The 7,376-nt window shown below is 61.3% G+C and carries 7 protein-coding genes; 3 read left to right on the top strand and 4 right to left on the bottom strand.

Going from position 1 to position 7,376, the window contains the following annotated elements; all coding sequences use genetic code 11:
* Positions 1-714: 714 nt before the first annotated feature.
* Together KH208_RS14595 and KH208_RS14590 are read left to right on the top strand one after the other, a co-directional pair.
* Positions 715-1,137: a hypothetical protein gene (locus KH208_RS14595; RefSeq protein ID WP_008684318.1), complete on the top strand. Its 423-nt coding sequence runs from the start codon at positions 715-717 to the stop codon at positions 1,135-1,137.
* A gap of 138 nt (positions 1,138-1,275) precedes the next feature.
* Positions 1,276-1,695, top strand: coding sequence for an aspartate 1-decarboxylase (locus KH208_RS14590; protein WP_291437508.1), 420 nt, complete (start codon positions 1,276-1,278; stop codon positions 1,693-1,695).
* 24 nt (positions 1,696-1,719) lie between these two features.
* On the opposite strand, the gene KH208_RS14585 is transcribed toward KH208_RS14590, so the two are convergent.
* From KH208_RS14585 to KH208_RS14575, 3 genes are read right to left on the bottom strand one after another with little or no spacing between them, the layout of a single operon-like run.
* Entirely contained in the window at positions 1,720-2,697 is a 978-nt protein-coding gene (locus KH208_RS14585; protein WP_291437506.1) for a J domain-containing protein, read from the bottom strand.
* A 6-nt stretch (positions 2,698-2,703) separates the two neighbouring features.
* Positions 2,704-3,156: a YkgJ family cysteine cluster protein gene (locus tag KH208_RS14580; protein WP_291437504.1), complete on the bottom strand. Its 453-nt coding sequence runs from the start codon at positions 3,154-3,156 to the stop codon at positions 2,704-2,706.
* Between the two features lie 12 nt (positions 3,157-3,168).
* Positions 3,169-3,600: a CoA-binding protein gene (locus tag KH208_RS14575; RefSeq protein WP_291437502.1), complete on the bottom strand. Its 432-nt coding sequence runs from the start codon at positions 3,598-3,600 to the stop codon at positions 3,169-3,171.
* A 208-nt stretch (positions 3,601-3,808) separates the two neighbouring features.
* Between KH208_RS14575 and KH208_RS14570 the strand changes: the two genes are divergently transcribed.
* Complete coding sequence (locus KH208_RS14570; protein ID WP_291437501.1) at positions 3,809-5,512, top strand: hypothetical protein; 1,704 nt, start codon at positions 3,809-3,811, stop codon at positions 5,510-5,512.
* A 133-nt stretch (positions 5,513-5,645) separates the two neighbouring features.
* On the opposite strand, the gene KH208_RS14565 is transcribed toward KH208_RS14570, so the two are convergent.
* Positions 5,646-7,376, bottom strand: a 1,731-nt coding sequence (locus KH208_RS14565; RefSeq protein ID WP_291437499.1) for a cation:proton antiporter, incomplete at its 5' end; no start/stop codon positions are given.

The following is a 7,376-nucleotide window of genomic DNA, read 5'->3' as shown; positions in this document are numbered from 1 at the left end:
AAAGCGACAAAGGCTCTGGGCTTGAACAAAGTGAAAGCCGGCGCCTTTAGACGCTGGCCGGTAACAAGCCCTTATAGGGCTGGAGCAAACCACCCGCTAGGCGGGTGGTTTTGATTTGGGTTGGGCATTGTGGCGGCGTGCATCCGCAGCAGGGCGGATTTGAGCGCGTGGAAAGCGTCCGTTTCTCCTTCGGATCAGGACGCCATGGATGCCTCCTCAAGCCCGCCTTGGGCAGAGTTCCGATCGTGCGGCGGAGGCACTGCGCGGCACAAGCGAGCGGACTGTCCGCCGTGCGGGCGGAACCAACTGGAAATGTTTCTGAAATCATGTCTAGATCATGTCTTGAATTTTTCTGCAAGGTAGTGTAGCCACTAAAACAGATGCGTTTTGAAAGTGTTCATTTTCAAGGCTGTGACGCGGCCCTTACCCTTTCGCTGCTGTCGCCATTCACAAGCCCATTGCGGCAATGGCTGGCGTGCGAAAAACGCGATTATTCTTTGGTTCGGGCGCGGGTGTCTGTATCTTTGGTTTCGATCCCGTAAGCTCTGCGGGCCAACGGGCACGGTCCTGTGGACCGCTCTTCGAGGCAGTTTTGCAGGTGCCGGGCAGTTTACATTTTCAATGTGAACATGCTCCAAGAAAAGCAGATGGCGCATAACATAAAACTGATACCCGGTTTACAGGCCGGGCCGCACGTAAGTATCGGGGGCATCCATGCCGCAGGTTGCAGCACGCATCAATGATGATCAGGAACGCTGGCTCAAAGATTATTTTCGCACCAAGAGCGCCGGAGCGGAATTTATTCTGCCTTGGGCGGTGGATACTTTTTTTCGGGCCATTACCAGTATCAAGCACATGTTCAGCGCGGCCGAGCTGAAAACCATCGTGGAAGCCCACAAGGACATGAAGCTGATGCCCGACCACACCCGGCTGTCCTACCTCTTGCTGCGGGTGACGGATGCCTGTGACGTCAATAACGTGCATCTGCGCCATGGGGCCAGCAAATCCAGTCTGGAATCCAAACTCAAGGGCCTGGACGACACGCAGGCCACGGCCCTGATGGTCTGGGCCTCGGCCTTCTGGGTCAGCCGCAACTGCTCCGCGGAAAATATGGACGAATACATCCGGGCCTATTGAGTTCCGTGCCCGCCGCTATCCATTCAGGAACAGACGGAAATATCCCCGAATTTTCCAGGCCGCCCGCGCGGCCTTTTTTTCAGATCGCGGTCTCACAGCGTTGTTGCGCGCCTGTGCGGCCAAGCCAAAGGCGGGAATATGCTTCAGATTCTGCGGGCCAAACTGCACGGCATTCACGTGACCGGCTGCGTGCTGGATTATCATGGTTCCATTACACTTGATCCGGAGCAGTGCGCCCTGGCGGGCATCTATCCACTGGAATTCGTCAATATCTGGAACAAGAACAGCGGACAGCGCATTTCCACCTATGTGATTTACGGCGAGGCCGGTTCCCGCTGTTGCATCCTCAACGGCGCGGCCGCGCGCACCTGCCAGCAGGGCGACGAATTGATCATCAGCGCAGTGGAGTATGTCAACGGCCCCGGTGATATCTATTCCAGAAAACCCGTGGTGCTGACTTTCGACGCCGGCAACGCTGTGCTTGAGCGCTTGCGCTATGTGGTGGGAGGCGAGGAAAGCGGGGAATTTACCTTCAACGTCGCTGAAGAACCCCTGTAGAGCATTGCCCCGTTACGGGCCTGGCTATTCATTGTACAGGGTCAGATAGAGATCGCCCTGCCAGGGGCCCACGCGCTTGCCTAGGCCGCGCAGGCGCACGGGTTTGCCCACCGCGAAATCCGGCGGCAGAGTGATTTCCACCGTATGCAGTTCGCCGGAAAGTCCCCGACGGATCTGCAGACGCACGCGCCTGCCCGGAGCAAGCCGGGCTGCGGGCAGGGTCAGGCTCTGCTCCTCGTCGATCTGGCGGCGCAGCCAGTCCTTGACCACGCCCTTGACGCCCTTATTGAAGTCCAAATTCCATTTGGGAGTGCCCCAGGCAAGATTGCCCTGGTGCAGCTTGGTGCTTTTCTTCTCCTGGGCTGCCGGGCGGGGCTGGGCCGCGTTCTTGGGTGTTTCGTTCTGATGCTGGTCGGCCTGCTGGCGGTTCAGTTCACTGTAAATGTCCTCAAAGACACGCCGGGCAAAAGGATCATTGAGCAGATCCCGTAACACGTCCTGTTCGGCGTAGGCGTTGGAGGCGTTTCCGGCCTGCTGCGCGGCTTGGTCGTTCCGGGTCTCTGTCTGCGGTTCATTCCGCGCGTCCCGGGAGGTGCCGGATGCCGCCTGGCCGTTTGCCTGTGCCGAAGTCCGGGCTTCCTCGCGCGGCGTTTCCTGACTGTTGCCCGAGGGCGCGCCGGTCGGCTGTTGCATCCGTTCGCGGCGCTCTTCCGCCTGCGCTTCGCCGGAGGCCGACGGGCCTTCCGCTCGGGCCGCGCGGCGGGCCTGATCCTTGTGCCTGGCGTCCTCGGCCGGTTTGAGTACGGCCGAAAGAGCCACATAGGCCTCATTGAGCAACTGGAACTGACGGCTGGCGTCTGCATTGCCGGGATTCAGATCCGGATGGAGCTCAAAGGCACGACGGCGGTAGGCCCGTTTGACGGCCTGCATATCCGCGCCCTTGTCGAGCTTGAGGATTTCGTAGCATTCCTTGACGGAGAGCTGGCGGGGACGGCGTCGCATCGTTATTTACTTGAGGATCAGCGCGTTGGCTTCACAGGAAGGGTCATGGGCCAGCAGGCCTTCTTCGCGCAAATAGGCGAGGCCCTGGCGGGCGAATTCGGCATGACGCACTTCGGGCGCGATGCCGGGGCAGAAGTCCTTGGCCAGTGCCAGACTGGCCGGATCTTCGATATTCCCCCGGAAAAAAGGCCAGGCCCGACAGATGGCGGGCTTGCCTTCGTGCACGCCGCAACCCTGGCCGTCCCGGAAAAAGATACAGCGGCCGTCGTCGCCCGTGCGGATTTTGAGTTTTCCACCCGAATGTTCGCCGTAGCGTTTAATGACCTCTTCCGGCGCGAGATGCAGAAATGCGGCAAGACGCGTGAGATCGGCCGGGCTGACCACAATGCCGCCGCGGCCTTCACAGCAGAGGCCGCACATGCGGCATTGAAACACAGTTTCCGTGCTCTCGGAAGCCATGAACAACCAACCTTATGCTTGCTGTTCCGCCGCGCTGCCAAGCAGGCGGGCGTGTTCCACCATCAGGCAGGCGTTTTCCACCACGGCCACGCCCGCCGCCTCAAGCAGTTCCCGCGCTTCGGGCGAGACAATGCCCGACTGCATCCAGAAAATTTTTGGCCGCCAGGGCAGGGCCAGCACCTGGCGCGCGTGCTCCGGGCAATACTGCGGCGCGCGAAAGACGTCAATAATATCCACGGGCTTGGGCAGGGCGGCCAAGTCCGGATAGGCCGCAAGCCCCCAGACCGTAGCGCGCGCGGGGTGCACCGGCCATATCGTGTAGCCTTGTCCCCGCAGATAGCGGCCCACGCCGTCCACAGGTTGGCCGGGCTTGTCTTTGGCCCCCAATATGGCGATATCCTTGGTGTTGCGCAGCAGGGCACGCAACCATATGTCGTCAGGCATGGCAAAATCCGCCGAAGATATGACGCTACAGACAGCCGTCCGGCAATCCCGACGGCATGTTCCATGTTTGTAATTTATTACCTTAGCTGGCTCCGGCAAAATGCGCAAGCGGACATGCCGCCGCGCGGGGCCGACCGGCGCCTTGCCAGAGAACCGGGCCTGTGGTACGCCGCGCGGCAGAGACCTTCGGAAAGAGGAAAACACAACAATGGCGCAATCGACTGGGAAACAAGCGCGCGGCTGGGCCTGGGCCGCCGCCGTGCTGACGCCTCTGGCCTATCTGCTGTTCTACACGCCCTACGGCATGGACACCACGGATTTCGGCTATTTTTACGGCTATGCCTGGCGCATTCTGGAAGGGCAGGTGCCCTACCGGGATTTTTATTATATCAAGCCCGCCCTGCCTTTGTACTGGCATGCTTTCTGGATGTGGCTCACGCCGGAGAATGTCAACGTGCTGGCGGGCAAGGCCGGTTTCGTGGCGGGCATGCTGGCGGCTTCCTGGTTCGCGGCGCTTTTTCTGGACAGGCTCTTCCGCCTGGAGGCTCTGGGTCTGCCGTTGCCTCTGCTGGCCACCTGCGGCTTCGTCTGGGGCGTGCACAGTTTTCCGCACATGCCCTGGCATACGGTGGACGGCATCCTTTTCGCCGGAGGGGCCCTGTGGGCCGCCGTGAGCGGCTGGCCCGCGGCCGCCGGACTGCTGGCGGGCTGCGCCATGCTGTGCAAGCAGTCCTTTTTGCTGGTGCCCCCGGCGGTGGTCCTGCTGATCTGGTTGGTCCGGCCCCGGCGGCGGGAAGCCGCATACTGTCTGGCCGCCTGGCTGGGTCTCGTGGCTCTGGCCTATGGCCTGTTGTACCATGCCGGGGCCCTGGCCGCGTTTTCGCGCATGACCACAGGCCAACTGGATATCCGCGAAGCTCTGGACGCGGGCATTTTTATTTATCTGCGTCAGAGCTGGTGGCTGCCCGGCCTGGCCGTCCTGCCCTGGCTGGCGGCCAGGCTGCTCAAAAAAACGTTGCCCGCCGCCCTGCAACCGGCCTACATCTATCTTTTGCTGTTGGCGGTCTGGTATATCCGGGAAGTGTTGCGTACACAGACCTGGATCGGCTATGGCCTGTCCTGGCCCACTCTGTTCGTCGTGTTGGGGGGGCTGTGCGTGCTCTTTCCCCAGGTATTCCTGACGCCCTGGCTGCGCGACGCCGCCTCGCCGCATCCGCGTTGGCGGGCCAGCGTGGGGCTGGGCGCGGGCCTGCTGGCGGCATGGTCCGTGGCCATCAGCGGCGGCTACAAGATCCCGGCTTTTTTCGCCGTGCCCCTGCTTTTTTCTTTTCTGCTGGTGCATGCCCGTCTGGGCGGCAATGCGCGCGTTCTGGCCTGGGCCAGCCTGCTGACCGGTCTGCTGATTTTTGGGGTCGGATATCAATACCCCTATGTTTTTCCGGTGCGGCCCATGCCCCGAGCCGCGCTGAACCTGGACGCCGGGCAGATCTACCCCAAGGCAGGCGGCGTCAGGGTGGACGCGGACATGTACGCCAGGCTGGCGGAGCTCAAGGCTCTGCGGGCCAAGTACGGGCCGGACTACAAAACCATGCCCGGCTTTTCCTTTGCCTACTACCTCAACAACGACAGACCGGTCTACGGCTCCGACTGGCTTATCGACTGGGAAATCAACGCCGAAGTGGATGCCTTGTACCAGGAACTGCTGGACAAGAAACTTACGGTTTTCATGGAACGGGATCAGTTGGACACACGCAAGGCCGACGCCTATGACCGCGCCGGGTACTCCGTGCCGCAACGGGTGCGCCATGAGTGGCGGGTGGTGGAAGAAACGCCCCATTTTGTGGTTTTTCAGCCGCCGTCGGCGCAGGAGCGGAGCGCCGGAACAAAGAACCCCGCACCGTCGAAACCGTAGCTGTTTCTTTAGGTTACCGCGAGGACTGTTTTTCAGGTAAGGTTTTTGTTGTTCGCCAAGGGCACCAGCCGTTGCCGTACCGCTTGTCAGCCCGCCCGCGACGGGAAAAGTCAAACTGCTCTAAAAACAACTCCTAGCCGGCCGCCGCGCTCCCGGCCGGAATGCCGCTTTCCTTTAGCGGGCCGGAGAACAGGGGCTTGACGGCATACAGCTTGTCGGTCTTGCCGAAAAGATAGACGATATCGTCGGCCTCAAAGCGGGTTTGCGGTCCCGGCGAAGCCTCGATTTCGCCCTGGCGGTGGATCGCCACCACGGTCACGCCGTAGCGGGGCCGCAGATCGCTCTGGGCCAGGGGCTGGCCGCACAGCGGCGAATCCGGCCCGAGCCGCATGGCCTGCACGCCCATGTCCGGCAGACGGCTGACCACCTCATCCAGAGGGTCCACCGCATTGCTCATACGCCGGATCATCCGGTAGTTCATCTGGCGGATGCGCGCGGCAAAGGCGTCGATATCCTGCCGGGGTATCAGATACTGGGTAAGCACGCGGCTGAAAACCTCAATGGAGGTTTCAAATTCTTCGGCGATCACGTCGTTGGCCCCCAGGCGGCGCAACGGGGCCACTTCGGTCACAAAACGGGTGCGGGCCACGATGTACAGATTGGGATTGAGCCTGCGTGCCTCAATGGTGATAGCCCGCACCGCCGCCGGGTCGGAAATGATGATCGCCAGCACCCGCGCCTTTTCCACGCCCAGGTGTTCCAGCACCACCGGCTGGGTGGCGTCGCCGTGGGTGATGGGCTCCTTGCCGTGATAGCGGTGCACGGTTTCGGGATTCATTTCCAGAATGGTGTAGGCAATGCCCGATTCGTGCGCTACATGGGCCAGATGCTTGCCGCTGATGCCGAAGCCCACGATGATCAGATGGTCTTCCAGCGAACTCTCTTCGCCTTTAGCTTCCTCGTTCTCCAGTTGTTTTTTATTGCGCCAGCCCGTGAGCAGGTCGGCCAGGCGCGGCGCTATGGAGATCAGGCCGGGGGTGAGCATCATGGTCAACACGCTCACAGCCAGAAAGTTCTGGTAGGCGGTCATGTCGAAAAGGCCCGCGGCAAGGCCGGAAGCGGCCAGTACAAAGGAGAATTCGCCCACCTGGGCCAGCGACAGGGCGGTGATGATGGCCGCGCGCAGGGGATAGCCCTGGATCAGCACTGCGGGCAGGGCCAGCAGGGCTTTGATAAGGACGAACAGGCAGGTACTCAGGATGATGTCAAAGAGATGATGCGCGAAAAAGTCCACATTGAGCATCATGCCCACGGAAATGAAAAAGAGGCTCATGAACACGTCGCGATAGGGCAGGATGCCGGAGATGACGCTCATGCTGTATTGAGAGCGGGCCAGCAGTAAACCGGCCAGAAAGGCCCCCAGGGAAAGAGAAAGGCCGAGGGCGCTGGTCAGCAGGGCCATGCCCATGCACAGGCCCAGCGTGGTCAGCAGCAGAATTTCACGGGTACGCGTGCGCATGACGGCTTCCATCAGCCGATTGAGCCCGAAATGGGCGAAAAGCAGCACGCCGCCCAGTGCCAGGACTACCCAGAGGACGGAAAAGAACGCGTTTTCCAGCGAAAGCTCCAGTGTGCCCGCCAGCAGAGGCACGGAGAGCAGCATGGGTGCCACCATGATGTCCTGGAATACCAGAATGGCCAGGGAAAGACGTCCCGTGGGCGTATTGGTGGTGCCGCGTTCCTGCAGGATCCGCAGCACGATGGCCGAGGAGGAAAGGGCTACCAGGCAGCCCCAGAAAATGCCTTTCTGATAGGTGGCGCCTTCCAGAAGAGCGAGTCCCATGACGGCCAGCACGGTCAGGCC

The organism is Desulfovibrio sp., assembly GCF_018379785.1.
Taxonomy (GTDB): domain Bacteria; phylum Desulfobacterota; class Desulfovibrionia; order Desulfovibrionales; family Desulfovibrionaceae; genus Desulfovibrio.
This window is presented reverse-complemented; position numbering and strand designations above follow the sequence as displayed.

Bases quoted from the DNA above. Each gene is read 5' to 3' on its own strand.
- KH208_RS14595 (WP_008684318.1), top strand. From the start codon at position 715: ATGCCGCAGGTTGCAGCACGCATCAATGATGATCAGGAACGCTGGCTC.
- KH208_RS14590 (WP_291437508.1), top strand. From the start codon at position 1,276: ATGCTTCAGATTCTGCGGGCCAAACTGCACGGCATTCACGTGACCGGC.
- KH208_RS14585 (WP_291437506.1), bottom strand. From the start codon at position 2,697: ATGCGACGCCGTCCCCGCCAGCTCTCCGTCAAGGAATGCTACGAAATC.
- KH208_RS14580 (WP_291437504.1), bottom strand. From the start codon at position 3,156: ATGGCTTCCGAGAGCACGGAAACTGTGTTTCAATGCCGCATGTGCGGC.
- KH208_RS14575 (WP_291437502.1), bottom strand. From the start codon at position 3,600: ATGCCTGACGACATATGGTTGCGTGCCCTGCTGCGCAACACCAAGGAT.
- KH208_RS14570 (WP_291437501.1), top strand. From the start codon at position 3,809: ATGGCGCAATCGACTGGGAAACAAGCGCGCGGCTGGGCCTGGGCCGCC.